The organism is Streptomyces sp. NPDC127177, from assembly GCF_042672475.1.
Classification (GTDB): Bacteria; Actinomycetota; Actinomycetes; order Streptomycetales; family Streptomycetaceae; genus Streptomyces.
In genome coordinates, this window is sequence record NZ_JBHXUW010000026.1 from 1 (window position 1) to 21606 (window position 21606).

The window sequence follows — 21606 nt, forward strand, 5'->3', positions numbered from 1 at the left end:
GCGCACAACACCGTGCGGGCCCCACGCCGTCGGCTCGCGGAGTGGCCCCTCAGGCCTGGGTCAGGGCCCAGATCCCCACGGCGAAGCAGACGAGCGCCAGCAGCAGCACCGGGACCGCCACCTTCGGGGACGGTCCCGGCCGCCTGCCCGGAGCGTGTGCCGCGGCGTGCGGGGGCGGCGTGACCCGGGCCGCGGGCGGCTGGTCGAAGTGCGGCGCGACCCCGGTGCCGGAGGCTCCCGGTCCCGCCCCCGGAACCTGCGGCTGCTGAGCCGTGTAAGCACGCGTAAGAGCCTGTTCGTGCTGCACCGCGGCCGTCGGGGCCTGTGAGAGGTCCGGGGCGGCGGCAGGCGGGGGTGACGCCGTATACGTGGGAGTTTGAGGAGCGGGAGTGCCCGGCTGCGCCGCCTGGGGCGTGGCTGCGGGCTGCTGCGGGGGCGGCTGGAGATGGAAGCTGCCCGTCTCCGACATCGAGGCCGGGGGCTGCGCGTGGGGCTGCTGTACGTCCTGCCGGCCCGTCTGCTGGGAGGCAGGCAGCGGCCCTGCCGGTCCGAAGCCCGCGGGCAGGGGGCCGATCTGGTCGAACACCTCCACCGGCTCGTCCTCGGTGCCGGGCTCGGGCAGCATCTCGGCCGCTGCCGTCAGCGCCTTGCGCGCGCCCGTGGCGGAACGGAAACGGGCCTCGGGATCCGGCTGAAGCAGCCCTGCGAGTACCTGCCAGAGCGGCTCGGGAACGCCCTGCGGGGCACTGGGCGTGCCGTACGAGGTGAAGTGCTCGACGAGCGCCTTCGAGTCGGGCTTCTGCCCCTGGAGCAGATACAGGGCGACGAGACCGACCGCGAAGAGGTCCGCGGGGAAGTCCGGTTCCGCACCCATCATCTGCTCGGGCGCGAAGTAACCCGGCGTTCCCACCACGTAGTTCGTCTCGGTGAGGCGCGGCTCGCCCTTGCGCATGGAGATGCCGAAGTCGGAGAGCCGCAGATGCGGCCGGCCCGTTCCGGTGGCCTCCATAAGGATGTTGGCGGGCTTGATGTCCCGGTGCACCACGCCCTCGGCATGCACCGTCGACAGCCCCGACAGCAGCTGGTCGAGCAGGGTGCAGACGAAGCGAGGGGGCAACGGGCCGTAGTCACCGATGACATGGGCCAGCGAACCGCCACTGATGAGGTCCATCGTGAACAGGACCTTGTCGTCGTCCGCGGCCCAGCTGGCCGGGGCGAGGACGTGCGGATGCTCGATCCGCAGCGCCTGCTCGCGGACGAAGCGCAGCAACGTGTGTGCGTCGCTCTGCTGGAGAACCTTGGCTGCCACATAGCGGCGGCGCCGGTGGTCCCAGGCACGCCAGACAGCACCGACCCCACCACGTCCGATCGGATCGATCAGTTCGTACCGACCGGCGAAGACCTCACCCATTGCGCTGCGCTCGCTCCCCGCTCCTGCTCTCGGCCCGTGCGTCTGCCCGGGCCCGGATACCTGCGGCTGCCGCCCGGGACGTGCCCGGTCTAGCTCTGGTGTCCCTCGTAGTGCGCCACCGCGTCCGCGGTGCGTCCTGCCCCGTACACCTTGAGGAACTCTGCCAGTTCCGGGTGCGTCGGGGCGAGGGAGTCCGCGGCATCGATGATGTCACCGGCGGCGGCGACGGACCGCAGCAGCGACTGGATCTCGCGGACCACACGGCGCACGGTGGGCGCCCCGCCGGTCGTCGAGGTCTGGCCGGTTCCGGTGAGCACGGAGCCGCCCTGGGACTTCTTGATCTCTTCCATGCGGTCGGTGGCCTCTCCCGCGCTGACGCTTCCGTCCGCCACCTGGCTGGCGAGTTCCTGGAGGGCCTGGACGCGCTGCACGACCGCCGGGTTGCCGATCTTCGCCCGCTGACCGCTCATGAGCTGGGAGAGCATGGGGGCGGACAGCCCGAGCACTGCGGCGAGCCGGGCCTGGTTCAGGCCGAGATCATCGATCAGCCGACGGAACAGCGCCCCCAAAGGCTCGCCGTACCAACTGCGCTGAAGATCCCTGGCTCTGGCCGTTGCCTCTTGCTGCGCTGCATCCATTGCGTCTCCCCTTCGCTGCGGCTTCGCTGCTGCGAACCTCGACGAGCATCTTACGGAGCGTGGTCGTCGACCGGGAGCCCCCATCTTTTGGAGGATTCGGGGGATCACCCGGTACTCTGGTCTGCGGCGGTGGACAGGAAGCCGGTACGTCCGGTGCTGCCCGCTTTCGGGGCCTTAGCTCAGTTGGTAGAGCGCTGCCTTTGCAAGGCAGATGTCAGGAGTTCGAATCTCCTAGGCTCCACATCACCAGGGGTCCCTTGGTCCGCGGAAACGCGGGGCAGGGGACTTTTCTGCGTCTATGAGGCGCGCTCTCGGAGTTCGGAGAGGTAGTCGGCGATCGCGTCCCGGTTGCGGGTCAGGACGTCGATGTGGCCGGTCAGCCTGTCACGCTCGTGTTCGAGCGCTGCCACCGTCTCGGCCGTGACGCCCTCGAAGACGATCGGATCGCGGGGCGATTCCAGGCAGGGCAGGATTCCGCGGATCGCCCGCGTCGACAGGCCGGCCTCCAGCAGTTCGCGGATCTGCTGGACGCGGCCCAGGGCCGTTTCGCCGTAGTCGCGGTAGTTGTTGGGCCCACGGGTCGAGGTGATCAGACCCTTCGCCTCGTAGAACCGCACCTGCCGCGCGGACGCACCCGCCCGCGCGGCCAGCTCACCAATACGCACATTCGGTACGCTACCGCTTGACCCTGACGCATGTGTCAAGGTTCGACGATGTCCACATGACCGAACTGAACGGAACTGTCGGATCGACGTTCGAGCCCGTCCACGACGTCGTGGCGGCACAGCTGCGCAGTGGCGCCGAGGTGGGTCTGTCGCTGGTCGTCGATGTCGACGGCCAACGGGTGGTGGACCTGTGGGGCGGCCATCGCGACGCGGCACGTACACAGCCCTGGCGGCGCGACACGGTCACCAACGTGTGGTCGATCACGAAGACCGTGACCAGCCTGGCCGCCCTGCTGCTCGTCGACGCCGGCGAACTGGACGTCTACTCACCGGTCGCCCGCTACTGGCCGGAGTTCGCCGCGAACGGCAAGGAGCACCTGGAGGTACGGCATCTGCTGTCACACACCTCGGGTGTGTCCGGTCTGGATCGACCCGCGCGGCTCGAGGACCTCTACGACGTACGCGCGGCGGCCGCCCGAATGGCCGCGCAGAGGCCCTGGTGGGAGCCCGGCACCGCTTCCGGCTATCACGTCCTCAACTACGGCCATCTGGTCGGCGAGCTGGTGCACCGCCTGACCGGCCTGTCGCTGCGCGACTTCGTGGACCAGAACATCGCCCAGCCGCTGGGCGCCGACTTCCGGATCGGGCTGCGTGACGCCGACGTCGGGCGGGTGGCCGACATCATCCCGCCGGCGCCGGACTTCGATCCCACCGCGCTCGGTCACGACTCAGCCGCGTACAAGACCTTCACGGGCCCCTCGTTCAGCGCCGACGCGGCCAACACGGCGGCCTGGCGCGCAGCCGATCTGGGCGCGGCCAACGGGCACGGGAACGCCCTCTCGGTTGCGAAGATCCTCGCCCCGCTAGCCCGCGCGGGGGCCTCGGACCGCGGGCAGCTCCTCAGCCCCGGCACCATCGGACTCGTCTTCGCCGAGCAGTCCAACGGCACGGACCTCGTCAACGGACTGCACCTGCGATGGGGCATCGGATACGCACTGCCCGACCCGCGCACCCTGCCCTGGATCCCTGACGGCCGCATCGCGTTCTGGGGCGGCTGGGGCGGCTCGATGGCGATCATGGATCTCGACCGTCGGATGACGATCAGCTACGTCATGAACCGGATGGGGGCGGACATCCTCGGCTCACAGCGGGCGGCGGCCTACACCACCGCGGTCTACCGGGCCCTCGGCACCGGCAACCTCTCCTGACCGGCGCACCCTTTTCGCAGGCCGCAGGCCGGTCGGCAGCCCGGTGAACGGCCCGGTGGACGGCGAACGGGCGCCGGAAGTACCCGAAGGTCTTCCGGCGCCCGTGCGCCGCACTGGTGCCGCCGGTCAGGGGCGGTTGTCCGGGTCGGTGCCGTCCACGGCGTCCGGTCCGTCCGTCTCCGCCTCCGCCTCGGCCTGCTTGGCCTGGACGTCCGGGTCGAGGACCGCGGAGCCGGTGCCGTCGACCGAGGTCAGCGGTGCGCGGTCGTCGACCTCGGTGGGGGCGGGCGGCTCGACCAGCCAGTCGGGGTTGGCCTGCTTGTCCCACCAGCGCCAGACGGCGTAGGCGCCGCCCGCGAGGATGCCGGCGACGGCCAGCCCCTTGAACGCCCGGCCGGCCTTGGCCCGCCGCTCGTGCTTGCGGGTCAGCTTCCTGATCTCCTTGGCCGTCACCTGCCCGCGCAGAGCGGCCAGGGCCGCGGTGCTGCGTGCGGTGGCCTGCTCGGCGACCGGCTGGGCGGCGGCCAGCGCCTGCTCGACGCGGGGGACGGTGTAGTCCGCCGCGCTTCGGGCGGCCTGACGGGTGCGCTGCGCGGCGCGCTGCGCGGTCTCGTCGACCTTCGGGGGCACATGGGTACGGGCAACTTCGATACGTGGCGCGAGATGCGTGCCGTACTGGACGCGAGCCTGCTTGGCTGCCTTCGACACCTTCGGTGCGAGCAGCGTACGGGCCTCCTGCGCGTAGTGAGCGGCCTGTTCCTTGGCCGTGTCGGCGTAGGGCGCCACCACTACCGCGGCGTGCTGCACGCTGTCCCTCGCCGAGTCGGTTGCGGCACGCACGCTGTCGATGCGGGTCACGGGATCCTCCTCCTTGGTGGCGGGTTGGTACTCCGCCTTTCCACCCAATTCGAGATCATGCCTACACGGGGCGTGTGTGGCACGTGGGGCGGGCATCCGGGTCATTCAGGTCATGAAGGACACCCTTGGGCAATGAGGTGCAAGGGGAGCCTGTCGTCGACAATGCCACGGTTCGGTCCGGCACGCGCCGGTTCGTCACGCACTTGGCCGCATTTTGGTCCGCCGGAAGCGGCGGCGGCCCCGCGGGCGGGGCGGGGGAGGCGGACCGCGAGTCATAAGCGGTCCGTGCGGCGCGGGCGGGCCGGACGACTCGGGGGGTGGACCGTGGGAGGATCGGTGAACGTCAGAGAAGACTTTCAGGAAGGCAGACCGTGGCCGAGCAGCTTTACGCCACCTTGAAGACCAACCAGGGCGACATCGAGATCCGGCTTCTGCCGAACCACGCGCCCAAGACGGTCAAGAACTTCGTCGAGCTCGCCACCGGCGAGCGCGAGTGGACCCACCCCGCGACGGGGGACAAGTCCAAGGACCGGCTGTACGACGGCACCGTCTTCCACCGCGTCATCAGCGGCTTCATGATCCAGGGCGGCGACCCGCTGGGCAACGGCACGGGCGGCCCGGGGTACGAGTTCGGTGACGAGTTCCACCCCGACCTCGCCTTCACCAAGCCGTACCTGCTGGCCATGGCCAACGCCGGGCCGGGCACCAACGGTTCGCAGTTCTTCGTCACGGTGTCGCCGACGGCCTGGCTGACCGGGAAGCACACCATCTTCGGCGAGGTGGTGGGCCCGGCGAGCCAGAAGGTCGTGGACACCATCGCGGCCGCCCAGACCAACGCGCGCACCGACCGTCCGCTGCAGGACGTGGTCATCGAATCGGTCGTCGTCGAGACGCGCTGATCGCCGAACGTCGCCGGCCGCTCACTCTCTGACCGTCCCGTCCGGGAACCAACTGCCCTGCCCGTCCGTACTTGATGAAAGAACGGGCGTGCGGGGCGGCGTCGTGTGCCCCGCCGCGACGACGAGGACCGAGGGGACCGGGAAGTGATGGGACCGATGGACCAGCAGCCGCCGGGCGGGCAGAACCCGTCCGCACCCGTGGACGGTCCGGTCACCTGCTACCGCCACCCGGACCGCGAGGCGTCGATCCGCTGCACCCGCTGCGACCGCCCGATCTGCCCCGACTGCATGGTCAGCGCCTCGGTCGGCTTCCAGTGCCCGGAGTGCGTCCGCCGGGGATCCGGTACGGGGCACAGCCCGGCGGCCGCCCGGCCGCGCACGCTCGCGGGCGGCACCATCGCTTCGGACCCCCGGCTGATCACCAAGATCCTGCTCGGGATCAACCTCGCGGTGTTCGTCGCGGTGCTGGCCGACAGCGCGCTGGTGGACGATCTGGTGCTGCTGGGACGGGCCAATTTCTACTACGGCGGTCCGCCGGAGGGCATCGCGGAAGGCCAGTGGTACCGGCTGGTGACGTCGATGTTCCTGCACCAGGAGGTGTGGCACATCGCCTTCAACATGCTGGGGCTGTGGTGGCTGGGCGGCCCGCTGGAAGCGGCGCTCGGCCGCGCCCGCTACATCGCGCTCTACATGCTCTCCGGGCTGGCGGGCAGCGCCCTGACCTACTGGCTCGCCGCCCCGAACCAGCCGTCGCTGGGCGCCTCGGGCGCCATCTTCGGACTGCTGGGTGCCACCGCGGTCCTGATGCGCCGGCTCAACTACGACATGCGCCCGGTCTTCGCGCTCCTCGCGATCAACCTGGTCATCACGTTCAACCCCTGGGGCGGGATCGCCTGGCAGGCACACGTCGGCGGACTGGTCGCCGGCACGCTGATCGCGATCGGCATGGTGCACGCCCCGCGTGAGCGGCGGAACCTGGTGCAGTACGGCACCTGCGCCGTGACCCTGGTCGTGGTGGTCCTGATCGTGGCCCTCAGAACAGCCTCGCTGACCTGAGAGCTGTCCCCGTCAGGCAGATGTGGACCGTTTGTGATCGAAGTTGTCCACAGCATGCAGCCGATCTTGTGTATTCAATGGGTACAACTGTGCCCCTTGTCGCTGAGCTGGGTTTTTCCAGCGGGGACAAGGGGCGTGCCGCCCCGGCGAGGGGCGGCTGCAGTCACACCGGCGTCAACGGCCAAGGAGTTATCCACAGATCGTCTGACCTTTTCCCCCGCCTGTGGATAACGCTGTGGGTAACTCAGGGCAAGGGTTGCGGGACGGGGGCCCGCTGTGGTCCTACTGGCTCCGCGGAGCTACTTCCACTGGGTGGAGACGCCGAAGCCGCCGGCGATGAAGCCGAAGCCGACGACGATGTTCCAGTTCCCCAGTGCCTTGACCGGCAGATCGCCGTCGGTCACATAGAAAACGACGATCCAGGCCAGACCGATCAGGAAGAGCGCCAGCATGACCGGCGCCACCCAGCTGCGGTTGGTCAGCTTTATGGCCGTTGCCTGCTTCGCCGGAGGGGGCGTGAAATCGGCCTTCTTGCGGATACGTGACTTCGGCACGAGGAACTCTCCTGTCGATGCGCTGCGTTACCGCGCAGGGAACTGTTGGCTGACGCCGGGGCGTGGCGCGAGGGGGAAACGCTGCCTCCCCCGGGCGTCCGTTAGCGTAGTGCTTCCGTGGCGCCGAAGGAGATAAGGGTACGTTGAGCAATTCTGCCGACTCTCCCCCAGGCCCGGTCCGGCGCACCCTCCGGTACCCGGTCAGAGTGCTCACGGCTGCCGTTTTCGCCCTGGCCGGCCTGATTTTCGTCACCAGCGCGAACACGGCCAAGGGCACCAACATCCGTTCCGACTCCTCCCTGCTGAAGCTTTCCGACCTCATCCAGCAGCGCAGCGAGAAGAACGCCGGCCTGGAGGAGTCCGCCGCATCCGTACGCCGGCAGATCGACGCCCTCGCCCAGCGTGACGACGGCAGCACCACGGCGGAGGATGCCCGGCTCAAGGCGCTGGAGCGGGCCGCCGGCACCGCGAAGCTCTCCGGCCGGGCCGTGTCCGTCACCCTCGACGACGCCCCGCAGGACGCCACGGCGAACCCCGGCTACCCCGATCCGCAACCCAATGACCTGGTCATTCACCAGCAGGACCTGCAGGCAGTCGTCAACGCCCTGTGGCAGGGCGGAGCCGGTGGCATCAAGGTCATGGACCAGCGGCTGATCTCCACCAGCGCGGTGCGCTGCGTGGGCAACACCCTGATCCTGCAGGGCCGGGTCTACTCACCGCCCTACCGGATCACCGCGGTCGGCGACCCCGACAAGCTCAAGCGGGCGCTCAACGCCTCCCCGGCGATCCAGAACTACCTGCTGTACGTGAAGGCGTACGGGCTCGGCTGGAAAGTCGACGAGCACCGGGCGGTGACTCTTCCCGGGTACTCGGGCACAGTGGATCTCCACTATGCGGAGCCGGTGAAGTAGCGAGCAGCTGCGGGGAGGCCGACCGGTGTCGGTGCGACTGATCGTCAGGACGTTCAGCGAACTGTGCATCACGATCGGTGCCCTGATCATTCTGTTTGTGGTGTACGTGCTGTTCTGGACCGGAATAAAGGCCGCCGGTGCGACCGACGGACAGATAGACGCACTGCAGCGACAGTGGGCGCGCGGGACGGTGTCGGCACCGGCACCCGAGCCGTCGGCTTCCGCCTCGTCCGGGTCGCCCGGATCCGGCGCGAAGGCCCCGGCCACGCCGGCGTACCGCGACGGCAAGCCGTTCGCGATGCTCTACATCCCCCGCTTCGGGAAGAGCTGGGAGTGGCCCGTCCTGGAGGACACCGAGGTCAAGACCTTGCAGAAGGGCCTGGGGCACTACCGCGGCACCGCCCGCGCCGGAGCCACCGGAAACTTCGCGGTGGCCGGCCACCGCCGCACGTACGGCGATCCCTTCAAGGACTTCCCCGAGCTGCGCCCCGGTGACGCGGTGCTGCTGACCGATGGGACGACGTGGTTCACGTACCGCATCGACAAGAAGCCCTACCGCACCGTGCCGAGCGATATCGGCGTCATCGACCCCGTCCCGCGCAAGTCGGGTTTCGACGGGCCCGGCCGCTATCTGACGCTGACCACCTGCGACCCGGAGTGGGGCAGCAGCCACCGGCTGATCGCCTGGGCGCACCTGGACGCGACCCAGCCCGTGACCGACGGAAGGCCGGCGGCTTTCCACAGCTGACCCACGGCCCCGTCCCGGCCCCCGGAGCCCGTGCGGCGCCTCGCGATGCACCGCACCCGGCACCGCGCCCTTTCCGGCCCTGATCCGCCGGACAGGCTCTAGTCTGGTCCCGTACCGAATGAAGGGGTCAGCATGTACGGCTGGATCTGGCGGCATCTGCCGGGCAACGCGTGGGTGCGCGGGTTCATCTCGCTCGTGCTCGCCCTGGCGATTGTCTATGTGCTGTTCCAGTACGTCTTCCCGTGGGCGGAGCCGCTGCTTCCGTTCGGCGATGTGACGGTCGACGGCGCCGCCGCGACGGGGGCCGGCCGATGAGCGCCCGCATCCTGGTCGTCGACAACTACGACAGCTTCGTCTTCAACCTCGTGCAGTACCTCTACCAACTGGGCGCCGAGTGCGAGGTGCTGCGCAACGACGAGGTGACCACGGCCCACGCCCAGGACGGCTTCGACGGGGTGCTGCTCTCGCCAGGTCCCGGTACCCCCGAGCACGCGGGTGTCTGCGTCGACATGGTGCGGCACTGCGCCGCGACCGGCGTCCCGGTCTTCGGGGTCTGCCTCGGCATGCAGTCGATGGCGGTGGCGTACGGCGGGGTCGTGGACCGCGCACCCGAGTTGCTGCACGGCAAGACGTCTCCGGTGACCCACGGGGGCAAGGGCGTGTTCGCGGGTCTGCCCTCCCCCTTCACCGCGACCCGCTACCACTCGCTCGCCGCCGAACCGGACACGGTCCCCGAGGAGCTCGAGGTCACCGCGCGCACGGCCGACGGCATCATCATGGGGCTGCGGCACCGGGAGCTGGCGGTCGAAGGGGTCCAGTTCCATCCGGAGTCGGTGCTCACCGAGCACGGGCACCTGATGCTGGCCAACTGGCTTGCGCAGTGCGGTGACACCGGCGCCGTCGAGAGGTCGGCGGGACTCGCGCCGGTGGTGGGCAAGGCCGTCGCGTGACCGCACCCCGCCACGAACCCGACGCCGGGCAGGACGGCCCGTACGACCGGGGAACGTACGAGGCCGCGGGCGCGTTCGAGGCGGCGGTCGGCCAGTTGGTGGACCCGCTCAACGATCCGTTGCCGGGGGAGCACGCCGCGTCCTGGTCCCGCGCGGAGAACGCCCCTCAGGGGCCGGTGGACTCCGACAGCGGCGCGGCCGGTCCGGCCGGAGCCGGTACGGTCCCGACGCAGGCGCCACACGGGCCTCAGGCGGCTCAGGGCACTCCGCGCGAGTGGTACGACCCCGAGGGGTACGAACGGGACTGGTACGGCCACCAGGAGCCGGTAAGGGCGGCCCCGGCCGAAGTGCCCCCGCCCCAGGACGAGACGGTCGCACTGCGGACGCCGGACACCACGCGAATAGTCCCCCACGCGCGGACGGCGCACGAGCCGCAACCGGACCCCGCCCGAGCGGCCGCCGCGGACGCGGTGGAAGCCGAAGGGGCCGGTGCGGGCCCGGAGACGGCCGCCGCCGACGCCCCGCCGAGCACCGGAGGCCGGGCCGAGCGCCGTCGTGCCGCCAAGGGCCGCGGCCGCAGGCGTACGGACCCGCAGACGGGCACGGCGGCGGATTCGGCCACCGGCGCGGGCGCTCCCGCGAAGCCGATGTCGCGCGTCGAGGCGAGACGGGCGGCGCGGGCGGCCAAGGACAGCCCGGCCGTGGTGGTCAGCCGGGTGGTCGGTGAGCTGTTCATCTCGCTCGGCGTCCTGATGCTGCTGTTCGTCACGTACCAGCTCTGGTGGACCAACGTGCGCGCCGAGCAGATCGCCGGCAACGAGACACACAAGATCCAGGACGGCTGGGCCAGCGGCAAACACGCCCCGGGCGCCTTCGAGGCCGGTGAGGGTTTCGCCATCATCCACATCCCGAAACTGGACGTGGTCACGCCCATCGCCGAGGGCACCAGCAAGGACAAGGTCCTCGACCAGGGCATGGTCGGCCACTACGGCAAGGAGCCGCTGCGCACGGCGATGCCGGCGGACAAGCAGGGCAACTTCGCGCTGGCCGGCCACCGCAACACCCATGGCGAGCCGTTCCGCTACATCAACCGGCTGGAACCCGGCGACCAGATCGTGGTCGAGACACAGGACGCGTACTACACGTACGAGATGACGAGCGCGCTCGCGCAGACCTCTCCGTCCAACGTGTCGGTGATCAGTCCGGTGCCGCCGCAGTCGGGCTTCACCAAGCCCGGTCGTTACATCACACTGACGACGTGTACGCCCGAATTCACGAGTACGTACCGATTGATCGTCTGGGGCAAGATGGTCGACGAACGGCCGCGCAGCAAGGGGAAGCCGGACGCGCTCGTGGGCTGAACGGGCTGGACATCATCACGAGAGGGACGGTGCGGTGGCAGCGAGGACCGAGGACCAAGAGCAGACCGACGAGTCCGCGCCCCCGGTGCGGACCCGGACCCGTCATCCCGTCGCGACCGCCGTCAGCGTCTTCGGCGAACTCCTGATCACCGCGGGCCTGGTGCTCGGGCTGTTCGTCGTCTACTCCCTGTGGTGGACGAACGTGCTCGCCGACCGCGAGGCCAGCAAGCAGGGCCACACCGTCCGCGACCGCTGGGCCGGCGGCCCCGGTGCGCTGGACACCAAGGACGGCATCGGCTTCCTGCACGTCCCGTCGATGAAGAACGGCGAGGTGCTCGTCAAGAAGGGCACCGACACGGAGAACCTCAACGACGGCATCGCCGGCTACTACACCGACCCGGTGAAGTCGGCGCTCCCCTCGGCCGATGAAGGCAACTTCACCCTGGCCGCGCACCGGGACGGGCACGGGGCGAAGTTCCACAACATCGACAAGGTGCGGACCGGGGACGCGGTCGTCTTCGAGACCAAGGACACCTGGTACGTCTACAAGGTCTTCAAGGAGCTGCCCGAGACGTCGAAGTACAACGTCGACGTGCTCCAGGCGATCCCGAAGGGCTCGGGCAAGAAGAAGGCCGGCCGCTACATCACGCTGACGACGTGCACACCCGTCTTCACCTCGAAGTACCGCTACGTCGTGTGGGGCGAGCTGGTCCGGACGGAGAAGGTCGACCGCGACCGTACGAAGCCGGCGGAGCTTCGCTGACGAACGGTTTCTGACGGACGGCGGAGGGCCCCGGTCACCTTGCGGTGCCGGGGCCCTCTGCTGCCGTGTGCCGTCTCCGGCGGGCGGGTCCGTCAGTGGTCGCCGAAGATCCCGCCGCCACCGTTCTCGATGGTGTTCAGGGTGACCGTGCTGCCCTTGTCCACCTCGGTGTTGGGCGTCGGGTTGCTCATGATCACCTTGGCGTCCGGCTTGTCGGCCGAACCCGGGCCGAGCGTGACCGCCAGCCCCATGCCCTCCAGCTGCGCCTTCGCGTCCTGGTAGGACTTGTTGAGGAGATCACCCGGGATGGTGACCTTCTCCGGCTCCGGCGGGCCCTTGGACACCTTCAGGATGATCGCGGTGTCCTTGCCGACCTTCTTGTTGGCCTCCGGTGCCTGGCTGACCACCTCGTTGGCCGGTTTGTCCGAGTTGTCGACATCGGTCCTGGCGATGTTGCTGAACCCGAGTGCTGTCAGCTGGGCCATCGCATCGTCGTACGAGCGGCCCTCCAACGGAGGCAGCGTGATCAGCTTCTCCGTCGCGACCGAGAGCTTGACCTCGGAGTTCTCCTCGGCCTTGGAGTTGCCCTTCGGGGACTGCTCCAGGACGGTGCCCGGTGTCGCGTCGGCGGACTCGACCGAGTTGACCGAGACCGTGAAGCCCTTGTCCTCAAGGATCTTGCGCGCGTTGTCCTCGGACTTCTCCGTGACGTCCGGGACATCGATCTTCGGCGCACCGGTGGAGACGAAGACCGTGACGGTCTCGCCCGCCTTCATCTCCTCCTTCGGCGTCGGGGTCTGGCGGCAGATCTTGTTCTTGGGCTGCTCCTTGCACTCTTCCTTGGGACCGGCCTTGAGGAGGATGTCGGTGTTGTCGGCGAGTCTCTGTGCGTCCTCGAAGGTGGAGCCGACCATGTTGGGCACCTGGAACGCGCTGTTGTCGTCGTTGCCGCCGCCGAAGACCGACTTGCCGATCAGTACGGCCCCGATCAGCACCAGGATGCCTGCCACGACCAGCAGGATCGTCGAGGTGTTGCTCTTCTTCTGACGGCGCCGGTCGGGCCGGTCGTCGTAGCCGTAGCCGCCGTCGTCCGGGTTGACCGGGGGCAGCATCGACGTCTGGGCGCCGTTCTGGTCGGCTGCCCGCAGGGCGGCGGTGGGCTGGTCGTTTCCGTAGCCGTCGTATCCGCCGTAGCCGGCCGCGCCCATCGCCGCGGTGGCGGCGACCGGCTGGCCGTCGAGGCAGGCCTCGATGTCGGCGCGCATCTCGTCGGCCGACTGGTAGCGGTAGTCGGGGTCCTTGGTGAGGGCCTTCAGCACGATCGCGTCCATCTCGGGCGTGATCTCGGGGTCGAAGTTGCTGGGCGGCTGGGGCTCTTCCCGTACGTGCTGGTAGGCCACCGCGACGGGTGAGTCACCGATGAACGGGGGCCGGACCGTCAGCAGCTCGTAGAGCAGGCAACCGGTCGAATACAGGTCCGATCTCGCGTCGACCTGCTCGCCCTTGGCCTGCTCCGGGGAGAGGTACTGGGCGGTGCCGATGACGGCCGCGGTCTGGGTCATCGTCATGCCGGAGTCGCCCATGGCGCGGGCGATGCCGAAGTCCATGACCTTGACCTGGCCGGTGCGCGTCAGCATGACGTTCGCCGGCTTGATGTCGCGGTGGACGATCTGGGCGCGGTGCGAGTACTCCAGCGCCTGGAGGATCCCGACGGTCATTTCGAGGGTGCGCTCGGGCAGCAGTCTGCGACCGGAGTGGAGCAGTTCCCTGAGCGTCGACCCGTCGACGTACTCCATGACGATGTACGGGATGGAGACCCCGTCGACGTAGTCCTCGCCGGTGTCGTACACCGCGACGATCGCCGGATGGTTGAGCGAGGCGGCGGACTGGGCCTCACGGCGGAACCGGGCCTGGAAGGACGGGTCGCGGGCGAGGTCCGCCCGGAGCGTCTTCACAGCTACGGTGCGGCCGAGCCGGGTGTCGTGGGCGAGGTATACCTCGGCCATGCCACCACGGCCGAGCACCGAGCCCAGCTCGTACCGGCCGCCGAGGCGACGCGGCTCTTCCATAACTGTTCCAGCCCTCTCCGTCAGTCCTGACCGCACCGGTGTGCGGTCCGGCGGTGTGCTGTTCGCGCATACGCTACCGGCCGCGCACTACCTGATCAGCCTGCAGGCAATACCTGATATCCGACCGGTATCCCAACGTGCGGATATGGTGCCCGGCGTGATGGGCGTCACTTCTTGCCGTCGATGACGGCCTGCATGACCTTCTTCGCGATGGGGGCCGCCAGGCCGCCACCGGAGATGTCGTCGCGGTTGGCGTTGCTGTCCTCGACGACCACGGCGACGGCGACCGGGGAGCCGCCGTCGGTCTTCGCGTACGAGATGAACCAGGCGTACGGATTCTCGCTGTTGCCGAGACCGTGCTGGGCCGTACCCGTCTTGCCGCCGACGGTGACGTTGGGGATCTTGGCCGACTTACCCGTGCCGCTCTCGACGACGGTTTCCATCATCTTCTGCAGCTTCTGGGCGTTCTCACCCGAGAGGGGCTGACTGAGCTGCTCCTTCTCATGGGTGTAGATGTCGTCCAGGCCGGGCGACTGGCGCTTGGCGACCATGTACGGCTGCATCAGCTTGCCGTCGTTGGCGACGGCCGAAGCCACCATGGCCATCTGGAGCGGCGTGGCGCGGTTGGACGCCTGGCCGATGCCCGCCATGACGTTCTGCGGCCGGTTGTCCTTGGGGTAGACGCTCGCGCTGGCGCGCACCGGGGTGAAGACTTCCTTGTTGAAGCCGAACTTATCGGCCTCGTCGATCATCTTCTGGTTGCCCAGGTCGTCGCTGATCTTGCCGAAGACCGTGTTGCAGGACATCCGCAGGGCTTCCCTGAGCGAGACGTTCTCACACGGGATGTTGTTCTCGTTGGGGAGAGGCTGGGTGCTCTGGGGAAGCTGGTACGGCAGCGGTGAATCCGTCTTCCCGTCGATATCGTCGTAGAGGCCGTTCTCGAGGGCGGCCGCCGCGGTGACGACCTTGAAGGTCGAGCCGGGCGGGTAGGTCTCGCGCAGCGCCCGGTTGAGCATCGGCTTGTCCTTGTCCTTACCGAGCTTCTGCCAGGCCTTGGTGTCGGCGTTGGAGTTGCCCGCGAAGGTCGAGGGATCGTACGAGGGGGTGCTGGCGAGCGCCAGGATGGCGCCGGTCTCCGGGTCGAGCGCGGCGACGGCGCCCTTCTTGTCGCCGAGCCCCTCGAAGGCGGCCTTCTGCGCGTCCGAGTTGAGCGTGGTGACGATGTTGCCGCCCTGCTTCTTCTCACCGGTGAACATCGACATCGTCCGGTCGAAGAAGAGCTGGTCGTCGTTGCCGGTGAGGATGCCGTCCTCGATGCTCTCCAGCTGGGTGGCGCCGAAGGCCTGCGAGGAGTAGCCGGTGACGGGCGCCCACAGGGGCCCGTCCTCCCAGACCCGCTTGTACTTGAAGTCGCTGTCCTTGGTCTCCTTGGACCCGGTGACGGCCTTGCCGCCGTCGACGATGATGTTGCCGCGTTCGTGCGCGTACCGCTCGATACGGACGCGGCGGTTCTCGTCGCGGGTGTTGAGCTCGTCTGCCCTTACGTACTGCAGGTAGTTGGTGCGGACGAGCAGGGCCAGGATGAGGATTCCGCAGAAGATCGCGATCCGGCGCAGGGGCTTGTTCACGGGCGGACCACCTGGGTCATCTCGGCGTCGGAAGTGGGCGCGGGGGCCGGCGCCGGACGCCGGGCGGTGTCGCTGATCCGGATCAGAATGGCGATCAGTGCCCAGTTGGCCAGAACGGACGAGCCACCGTAGGCGAGGAACGGCATGGTCATACCGCTCAGCGGGATGAGCCCCATGACGCCGCCGGCTACGACGAAGACCTGGATCGCGAAGGCGCCGGAGAGGCCGATCGCCAGGAGCTTGCCGAACGGGTCGCGGGCGGCGAGGGCGGTGCGGACACCCCGCTCGATGATCAGACCGTAGATCAGCAGGACGGCCATCATCCCGGCCAGTCCGAGTTCCTCACCGACAGTCGAGAGGATGAAGTCGGCGTTGGCGGCGAAGCCGATCAGGTCGGAGTGGCCCTGCCCCCAGCCCGTGCCCAGGGTGCCGCCGGAACCGAAGGACATGATGGCGTTGGAGATCTGCTCGCAGGCGCCGCTCGGGTCGGTCGTGTAGCAGGCGAACGGGTCCTGCCAGGCGGTCACACGCGACTGCACGTGGCGTTCGAAGGACGCCACGCCCACCGCACCGGCTGCCGACATCGCGAGACCGAAGACGATCCAGCTGGTCCGCTCCGTGGCGACGTACAGCATGATCACGAAGAGGCCGAAGAACAGCAGGGACGTACCGAGGTCGGTCTCGAAGACGAGGATCAGGATCGACAGCGCCCAGATGGTGATGATCGGGCCCAGGTCGCGTCCGCGCGGCAGGTACAGACCCATGAAGCGGCGACTGGCCAGCGCCAGCGCATCCCGTTTCACCATGAGGTAGCCGGAGAAGAACACCGCGATGAGGATCTTGGCGAACTCACCCGGCTGGATGGAGAAGGGGCCGAGACTGATCCAGATCTTGGCGCCGTTCACCGAAGGGAAGAAAATCGGCAGGATCAGCAGGACGAGCGCGGCGGCCATGGAGATGTAGGTGTAGCGCTGCAGGATGCGGTGGTCCTTGAGGCACACCAGCACGGCGACGAAGAGAGCGACACCGATTGCCGAATACAGGAGCTGCTTCGGTGCATCCGGGCTGAACGAGCCGTACAGGTATTCGGCACGGTCGATCAGTCGTTGCGACTGGTCCAGCCGCCAGATCAGTACCAGCCCCAGCCCGTTGAGCAGGGTGGCCAGCGGCAGCAGCAGCGGGTCGGCGTAGGGCGCGAACTTTCGCACCACCAGGTGGGCGACGCCGCCGAGCAGGATGAGTCCCGCCCCGTATCCGAACATGCCGGAAGGGATCTTGCCGTCCATGGCAAGCCCCACGTTGGCGTAGGCGAACACCGAGATGCCGATGGCGAAGGCCATCATCATCAGTTCGGTGTTGCGCCGGCTCGGTGCGTCGATCGCGCCGATCGTGGTCGTGTTGGTGACAACGCTCATGGTGCTGAAGGCCCCCTACGGCTTTACTGCTTACCGCACTGCGGGACCAGCTTCTTCTCTTCCTCCGAGAGGCTGGGACCAGGAGTGGGAGTCGCGGAAGTCTGCTCGGTATTGGTGACGCCGGACTTTGCGGACGTCTTGGTGGTGCCCTTGTCCGTACCGCCGGCCTGGCCCTCGTCGCTGGGGGCGTTCTTCTCGGCCGCGCGGCGTTGTGCGTCCTTCTTGCAGGCGCTGGCCTGGTCGGAGAGTTCGGTGATCTTCTCGCGGGCGTCGGCCAGGTTGCCCTCGGCGATGGTCGCCTCGACCTGCTTGCGCTGGTAGGGCGGGAGGTACTTGAGTTCGATCTCGGGGTGATCGCTCTCCACCTTCGAGAGCGAGACCCACGCGAGGTCCTGGCTGATGCCGCGGTACAGCGCGACGTTGTCGTTCTTCGCGCCGACGTAGAACTGGGTCTGGGTCCAGCGGTACCCGCCGTACAGACCTCCGCCGATGACCGCCAGCGCGAGCACGACGTACAGCGACCTCTTGAGCCACTTGCGGCCGCCGGGCTTGACGAAGTCCTCGTCGGAGTAGGAACCGAAGGAGCCGTCCGGCATCCCGCCGTAGTCGGCGTCGTCACCGCTGCCGGGGGGGCCGAAGCCGCCCGCGGGCGGCGGGACGGGGCGGCCGAGCCCGGCCGCACGTCCGGCGGGGGTCTCCATCGCGCCGCCGTCGTTCAGCTGGGCGGCCTGGTTCTCCGCGACGGCGCCGACGATGACCGGGGTGTCGTTGAGCTGACCGGCCAGGGTGTCGTTGCTGTCGGCGTCCAGGACGTCGGCGACGATGCAGGTGATGTTGTCCGGGCCGCCGCCGCGCAGAGCGAGCTGGATGAGGTCCTGGATGGTCTCCTGCGGGCCCTGGTAGCTGGCGAGCGTCTCCTCCATCGTCTGGTGGGAGACGACGCCGGAGAGGCCGTCGGAGCAGATCAGATAGCGGTCGCCGGCCCGGACCTCACGGATGGAGAGGTCGGGTTCGACACGGTCGCCACTGCCCAGCGCGCGCATCAGCAGGGAGCGCTGCGGGTGGGTGGTGGCCTCCTCCTCGGTGATCCGGCCCTCGTCGACCAGACGCTGGACCCAGGTGTGGTCCTGCGTGATCTGGGTCAGGACGCCGTCACGCAGCAGGTACGCGCGTGAGTCACCGACGTGCACGAGGCCGAGCCGCTGGCCCGTCCACAGGAGGGCGGTGAGCGTGGTGCCCATGCCCTCCAGTTGCGGGTCCTCCTCGACCATCATGCGCAGCTGGTCGTTGGCCCGCTGGACCGCCGTACCGAGCGAGGTGAGGATGTCGGAGCCCGGGACGTCGTCGTCCAGCTGGACGAGGGTGGAGATCACCTCGGAGCTGGCGACCTCTCCGGCCGCCTGGCCGCCCATTCCGTCGGCGATGGCGAGAAGGCGGGGACCGGCGTAGCCGGAGTCCTCGTTTCCTTCCCGGATCATGCCCTTGTGCGATCCGGCGGCGAAGCGCAGGGAAAGACTCATGCGCACCTCGCCCGTCGGTTCGGGGTACAGCCGGTCTCGAGCCACACTGCCCACCCTCCGGTCGGGAGCCCGGCCGGGTCCGATGCCCGGGCCGCCGCGGCTCGCTCGCTCCGCTCGCTCATTGTCGTACTACTTCCGCAGCTCGATGACGGTCTTGCCGATCCGGATCGGCGCGCCCAGCGGAACAGGCGTCGGGGTGGTGAGACGGGTCCGGTCCAGATACGTGCCGTTGGTGGACCCGAGATCCTCGACGATCCACTGGCCGTCACGGTCGGGGTAGATCCTGGCATGCCTGCTGGACGCGTAGTCGTCGTCCAGCACGATCGTTGAGTCGTGGGCCCGGCCCAGCGTGATGGTCTGCCCCTGGAGCGCCACCGTTGTGCCGGTGAGAGTGCCCTCGGATACGACCAGCTTTGACGGTGCCCCCCGGCGCTGGCGGCCTGGTTGCTGGCGTTGCTGCGGCGGTGCCGCGGCGGTTTGGCGTGCCTGCGGCGGGCGCGCGTCGGTCGCAGTGCGGCGTGAGCCGCGCTGCGTCACGCGCGTTCCGAACAGGTCGCTGCGAATGACCTGGACGGCCACGATCACGAACAGCCACAGAACAGCCAGAAAACCTAGCCGCATGACCGTAAGGGTCAGCTCTGACATTGCCCCCGCTTCACCCTTCGGCTTGCCGGTAAACGATGGTGGTGTTGCCCACGACGATCCGCGAGCCGTCGCGGAGCGTAGCGCGGGTTGTGTGCTGCCCGTCCACCACGATGCCGTTGGTGGACCCAAGATCCTGGATCGTCGAGGGCGTTCCGGTCCGGATCTCACAGTGCCGGCGGGAAACGCCGGGGTCGTCGATCCGCACGTCGGCGTCGGTGCTGCGTCCCATCACCAACGTCGGGCGGGAGATCTGATGGCGGGTGCCGTTGATCTCGATCCAGCGTCGCACCTGCGTGTTCGGCAGGGGGCTGGGAGTGGCCGGCGGGCGCCGGTCGGGTGCGGGTGTCGCGGGCCGCCCGGCGCCCGGCGGCGGGGCCGCGGGCATGGGCGGGGCGGAGCTGGGCGGGTAGCCGTAGCCACCGGGGGCCTGAGGGGCTGCGGGGCGCCCCTGGCCGGGACGGGCGGGCTGGGCCTGCTGTCCGGGCTGGTTCTGGAACCCCTGCGGGTCGGGCTGTCCGTGCTGTGACGAACTCGACGCCAGCGTGCGGCTGCGGACCCGGTAGAGCCCCGTGTCGAGGTCGTCGGCCTTCTCCAGGTGGACCTTGATGGGGCCCATGAACGTGTACCGCTGCTGCTTGGCGTAGTCCCGCACCAGGCCGGAGAGCTCGTCGCCGAGCTGACCGGAGTACGGGCTGAGCCGCTCGTAGTCGGGGGCGCTGAGTTCGACGATGAAGTCGTTGGGGACGACGGTCCGCTCGCGGTTCCAGATGGTGGCGTTGTTGTCGCACTCCCGCTGGAGGGCTCCCGCGATCTCGACCGGCTGCACCTCGGACTTGAAGACCTTGGCGAAAGTGCCATTGACGAGACCTTCGAGACGTTGCTCGAAACGCTTCATGACTCCCATGCGGCACCTCCTCCGGTGTCGTCGTCCCTGTACTGCTTACTGATCGTATCCACGCGTCGGGAAATCGGCTGGTTCCCCTTGTCTGCACTGCGGATGAGTGTCCCGCCTCACACGGATCGTAGAGGCGCTCTCCTGACAGTGTCCCGCACCTTGGGTGCACTCAGGAGGAGTGGGGGGCAGCCGGTCCGGGTTCCCGGTTCCCGTCAGGCGTTCGTCGAAACAAACGGATGTGAATCCACCCTGTCCAGCGTGCTAATCTTCCGGATGTCGCCAGGGGCTCGCACCGAAAAGTGAGAACTTCTGGAAACACCACTCATGCGCGAGTGGCGGAACGGCAGACGCGCTGGCTTCAGGTGCCAGTGTCCTTAGGGACGTGGGGGTTCAAATCCCCCCTCGCGCACAAGAGAGAAGCCCCGCAGACCTTGGTCTGCGGGGCTTCTTCGGTTTGGTCTCCAGGGTTCCCAGGGTCTCCGGGCCCTCAGGGGCGTCTGGCCTGTTTGGTCCGTGTCGCCTGCCTGTATCGCCTGTCTGTGCTGTCGGGTTGCTGTCGGGTTGCTGTGGATTGGTGCTGGGTTTGGTTTCACGTGAAACGCCCCAGTTGTGATCCGTGCGACTGACGCCTGACTTGTGACCTGTGACCCATGGCCTGCGATGCGGATGCGGGACGCGAGAAGGCCGGGGCCCGCGGGGGCCCCGGCCTTCCTTCTGCCCTTCTGCACGGCTCAGGCGACGAGCCGGGATGCGAGGGCCTTGGCCTTCTCTGCGGCGTCGGTGAACGCCTTGGCGCGGGAGGTATCGGCGAGCGGGATGAGCTCGGCCATCTGCGGCGTGGTGTGGGCCAGGGTGAGCTCCGGGACGATGAAGTCGACTTCGGCGGCGAACATCGATGTCAGTAGCGTCGCCAGGTAGTTCTGGACGAACTCGGCGTTCTCGCGCGGCGTGCCGGCGGCGTAGGAGCCGCCCCGGCTGGCGACGACCGTGATCGGAGTGCCGGCCACCGGGCCGTCGGGGCCGACGTTGTGGCCGACGATGATCACGTGATCGAGCCACGCCTTCAAGGTCGACGGAATCGTGAAGTTGTACATCGGTGCGCCGATCAGGACCGCGTCCGCCGCAGCCAGCTCGGCCGCGAGCTCTCCGCGCAGCGGGTGCTCGGCGCCGGCGGCGATCGCCTCGGCGTTCAGGTGCGGAAGCGGCTCGGCTGCCAGGTCGCGGTAGACGACCTGACCGTCGGGGTGCTGTTCGCGCCAGGCCTGCACGAATGCGGCCGTGACCTCGCGGGAGACGGACCCCTCGGGGGATACGGCGGAGTCGATGTGCAGGAGTGTGGCCATGGGGGTCTCCCCGGTTTCGGTAGGGCGGCGGGCCATGAGGCGGGCCGAGTTTTCGTATGCACCTAGTAA

Annotated in this window: 21 protein-coding genes and 2 tRNA genes; 11 read left to right on the plus strand and 12 right to left on the minus strand. The window is 68.7% G+C overall.

Annotated features, from left to right (window positions below; all coding sequences use genetic code 11):
* Window positions 1–49: 49 nt before the first annotated feature.
* Both ACFVJX_RS17710 and ACFVJX_RS17715 read right to left on the minus strand, forming a co-directional pair.
* Window positions 50–1411, minus strand: coding sequence for a protein kinase (locus ACFVJX_RS17710; protein ID WP_384122626.1), 1362 nt, complete (start codon window positions 1409–1411; stop codon window positions 50–52).
* Between the two features lie 89 nt (window positions 1412–1500).
* Window positions 1501–2049, minus strand: coding sequence for a helix-turn-helix domain-containing protein (locus tag ACFVJX_RS17715; protein WP_384122628.1), 549 nt, complete (start codon window positions 2047–2049; stop codon window positions 1501–1503).
* A 168-nt stretch (window positions 2050–2217) separates the two neighbouring features.
* Between ACFVJX_RS17715 and ACFVJX_RS17720 the strand changes: the two genes are divergently transcribed.
* Window positions 2218–2290 (plus strand) — tRNA-Ala (locus ACFVJX_RS17720).
* A 55-nt stretch (window positions 2291–2345) separates the two neighbouring features.
* On the opposite strand, the gene ACFVJX_RS17725 is transcribed toward ACFVJX_RS17720, so the two are convergent.
* A complete protein-coding gene (locus ACFVJX_RS17725; protein WP_384122630.1) occupies window positions 2346–2714 on the minus strand; it encodes a MerR family transcriptional regulator in 369 nt (122 codons plus the stop codon).
* Between the two features lie 56 nt (window positions 2715–2770).
* On the opposite strand from ACFVJX_RS17725, the gene ACFVJX_RS17730 reads away from it, so the two are divergent.
* On the plus strand, window positions 2771–3922 hold the full coding sequence (locus ACFVJX_RS17730) for a serine hydrolase domain-containing protein (protein ID WP_384122632.1): 1152 nt from the start codon (window positions 2771–2773) through the stop codon (window positions 3920–3922).
* A 126-nt stretch (window positions 3923–4048) separates the two neighbouring features.
* Here the strand turns inward: ACFVJX_RS17730 and ACFVJX_RS17735 are convergent, their stop codons facing one another.
* Window positions 4049–4780: a DUF5324 family protein gene (locus ACFVJX_RS17735; protein WP_384122634.1), complete on the minus strand. Its 732-nt coding sequence runs from the start codon at window positions 4778–4780 to the stop codon at window positions 4049–4051.
* A 371-nt stretch (window positions 4781–5151) separates the two neighbouring features.
* On the opposite strand from ACFVJX_RS17735, the gene ACFVJX_RS17740 reads away from it, so the two are divergent.
* Both ACFVJX_RS17740 and ACFVJX_RS17745 read left to right on the plus strand, forming a co-directional pair.
* Entirely contained in the window at window positions 5152–5679 is a 528-nt protein-coding gene (locus tag ACFVJX_RS17740) for a peptidylprolyl isomerase (RefSeq protein ID WP_384122636.1), read from the plus strand.
* A 156-nt stretch (window positions 5680–5835) separates the two neighbouring features.
* Window positions 5836–6735: a rhomboid family intramembrane serine protease gene (locus ACFVJX_RS17745; protein WP_384122638.1), complete on the plus strand. Its 900-nt coding sequence runs from the start codon at window positions 5836–5838 to the stop codon at window positions 6733–6735.
* A 299-nt stretch (window positions 6736–7034) separates the two neighbouring features.
* On the opposite strand, the gene crgA is transcribed toward ACFVJX_RS17745, so the two are convergent.
* A complete protein-coding gene (gene crgA, locus ACFVJX_RS17750; RefSeq protein WP_384122640.1) occupies window positions 7035–7289 on the minus strand; it encodes a cell division protein CrgA in 255 nt (84 codons plus the stop codon).
* 143 nt (window positions 7290–7432) lie between these two features.
* Here crgA and ACFVJX_RS17755 point away from each other — a divergent pair, with 143 nt between their 5' ends.
* From ACFVJX_RS17755 to ACFVJX_RS17780, 6 genes are all read left to right on the plus strand, one after another.
* A complete protein-coding gene (locus ACFVJX_RS17755) occupies window positions 7433–8200 on the plus strand; it encodes a DUF881 domain-containing protein (protein WP_384122642.1) in 768 nt (255 codons plus the stop codon).
* A 25-nt stretch (window positions 8201–8225) separates the two neighbouring features.
* Complete coding sequence (locus ACFVJX_RS17760) at window positions 8226–8948, plus strand: class E sortase (RefSeq protein WP_384122644.1); 723 nt, start codon at window positions 8226–8228, stop codon at window positions 8946–8948.
* Window positions 8949–9080: 132 nt separating this feature from the next.
* Window positions 9081–9263 carry a hypothetical protein gene (locus tag ACFVJX_RS17765; protein WP_384122646.1) on the plus strand — a complete coding sequence of 61 codons (183 nt, stop codon included), beginning with the start codon at window positions 9081–9083 and terminating at the stop codon, window positions 9261–9263.
* The gene (locus tag ACFVJX_RS17770) at window positions 9260–9898 is read left to right on the plus strand and encodes an aminodeoxychorismate/anthranilate synthase component II (RefSeq protein WP_384122648.1); all 639 of its coding nucleotides are present in this window, start codon (window positions 9260–9262) and stop codon (window positions 9896–9898) included. The genes ACFVJX_RS17765 and ACFVJX_RS17770 overlap by 4 nt, the downstream gene beginning before the upstream one ends.
* Window positions 9895–11259, plus strand: coding sequence for a class E sortase (locus ACFVJX_RS17775; RefSeq protein WP_384122649.1), 1365 nt, complete (start codon window positions 9895–9897; stop codon window positions 11257–11259). Before ACFVJX_RS17770 ends, ACFVJX_RS17775 begins: the two co-directional genes overlap by 4 nt.
* 34 nt (window positions 11260–11293) lie before the next feature.
* Window positions 11294–12022, plus strand: coding sequence for a class E sortase (locus ACFVJX_RS17780; protein WP_384122651.1), 729 nt, complete (start codon window positions 11294–11296; stop codon window positions 12020–12022).
* Between the two features lie 92 nt (window positions 12023–12114).
* Here ACFVJX_RS17780 and pknB read toward each other — a convergent pair whose 3' ends face one another.
* The 6 genes from pknB to ACFVJX_RS17810 all read right to left on the minus strand — a co-directional run bounded on the left by pknB (window position 12115) and on the right by ACFVJX_RS17810 (window position 20203).
* A complete protein-coding gene (gene pknB, locus ACFVJX_RS17785) occupies window positions 12115–14091 on the minus strand; it encodes a Stk1 family PASTA domain-containing Ser/Thr kinase (RefSeq protein WP_384122653.1) in 1977 nt (658 codons plus the stop codon).
* Window positions 14092–14258: 167 nt separating this feature from the next.
* Window positions 14259–15719, minus strand: coding sequence for a peptidoglycan D,D-transpeptidase FtsI family protein (locus ACFVJX_RS17790; protein WP_384122655.1), 1461 nt, complete (start codon window positions 15717–15719; stop codon window positions 14259–14261).
* Entirely contained in the window at window positions 15716–17134 is a 1419-nt protein-coding gene (locus ACFVJX_RS17795; RefSeq protein WP_384122657.1) for an FtsW/RodA/SpoVE family cell cycle protein, read from the minus strand. Before ACFVJX_RS17795 ends, ACFVJX_RS17790 begins: the two co-directional genes overlap by 4 nt.
* 23 nt (window positions 17135–17157) lie before the next feature.
* Window positions 17158–18654 carry a Stp1/IreP family PP2C-type Ser/Thr phosphatase gene (locus ACFVJX_RS17800; RefSeq protein ID WP_384122659.1) on the minus strand — a complete coding sequence of 499 codons (1497 nt, stop codon included), beginning with the start codon at window positions 18652–18654 and terminating at the stop codon, window positions 17158–17160.
* Between the two features lie 129 nt (window positions 18655–18783).
* Entirely contained in the window at window positions 18784–19299 is a 516-nt protein-coding gene (locus ACFVJX_RS17805; RefSeq protein WP_384122661.1) for an FHA domain-containing protein, read from the minus strand.
* A 10-nt stretch (window positions 19300–19309) separates the two neighbouring features.
* On the minus strand, window positions 19310–20203 hold the full coding sequence (locus tag ACFVJX_RS17810; protein WP_384122663.1) for an FhaA domain-containing protein: 894 nt from the start codon (window positions 20201–20203) through the stop codon (window positions 19310–19312).
* 317 nt (window positions 20204–20520) lie between these two features.
* Here ACFVJX_RS17810 and ACFVJX_RS17815 point away from each other — a divergent pair.
* A tRNA-Leu gene (locus ACFVJX_RS17815) sits at window positions 20521–20603 on the plus strand.
* Window positions 20604–20925: 322 nt separating this feature from the next.
* Here ACFVJX_RS17815 and ACFVJX_RS17820 read toward each other — a convergent pair.
* On the minus strand, window positions 20926–21537 hold the full coding sequence (locus tag ACFVJX_RS17820) for an FMN-dependent NADH-azoreductase (RefSeq protein ID WP_384122665.1): 612 nt from the start codon (window positions 21535–21537) through the stop codon (window positions 20926–20928).
* Window positions 21538–21606: the final 69 nt, after the last annotated feature.